Genomic DNA, 870 nt, shown 5'->3' with positions numbered 1-870 from the left:
CCGCCACCGCCACGCCCACCAACTTGCCCAGCGTCTTCTCCCTATCTTCGAATAAGGGCTGGAACAAGAAATAAGCCCGCCCTCCCCCCTCGTGCAACTCGAAAGCCCCGCTAGCCACCCGCTGCCCTGTCTCCAAGGCCCAGCTCAATGCCGGTCGGAAATAGGCATCACCCAAAATATCGTAGCCAAACATCGGGCCGGCCTCTGGCCGATCGGGCTCCAACATTGAAATCACTAATGACTGCGAACGCACGACGGCCGGTCGCCACGCACGGCTTCCCGCCACATCGAAATCGCGAATGTAAAAAGTTTCACCGAATTTTCCGCTCATCTGACGCAAAAAGAGCGGCCGCTCCGCCAAAGGCACGCTTTGAAAAAAAATAAAGGAATGAAGCTGCGGATAGTGAGGCAATAATTCACGCACAAAAGTAGACAACTCGGACGCCTCAAACGGCCGGCTAGCCGCCATCAGCGCGTCTACAGAGGACAGCACCGACTCATTCTGATCCAGCTTGCGCGCCACCATTGCGTGCGCCCGCTGCGCCACTGACTCAAACTCGTCCCTCAAACGCTGCAGCTCTCCCATCCCCCACAGCACCGTCACCAACAACGCGCAGAGGGCCCAGGCCAATACAAATAAATGCACGCCGTCCCGCCTGAAATTTCTCAAAATTCCCGCCTCGATTCCCGATCTTGATGCTGGAATTCTATTCATTACCAATAGGTTTTGCTGAGTAATTAGACGAATTTTCAGTAAAAATAAGTGAAAATCCAGAACAAAAAAGAACAATGGCTTAATAATCAAGGAGAAAGCCAAAGGGATGAAGAACAGGAAAAGAAGTTTAATCGCACCGACCGAACGGCGGCACA

At 53.1% G+C, this 870-nt stretch carries 1 protein-coding gene; it reads right to left on the bottom strand.

The genetic code is table 11. The features are described from left to right. Nucleotides 1-870 (bottom strand): CHASE domain-containing protein (locus MOV80_RS23265; protein WP_249605562.1); only part of this gene is annotated, 870 nt, incomplete at both ends.

The sequence above is a fragment of the Chromobacterium sp. IRSSSOUMB001 genome (assembly GCF_023507765.1).
Taxonomy (GTDB): Bacteria; Pseudomonadota; Gammaproteobacteria; order Burkholderiales; family Chromobacteriaceae; genus Chromobacterium; species Chromobacterium haemolyticum.
This window is presented reverse-complemented; position numbering and strand designations above follow the sequence as displayed.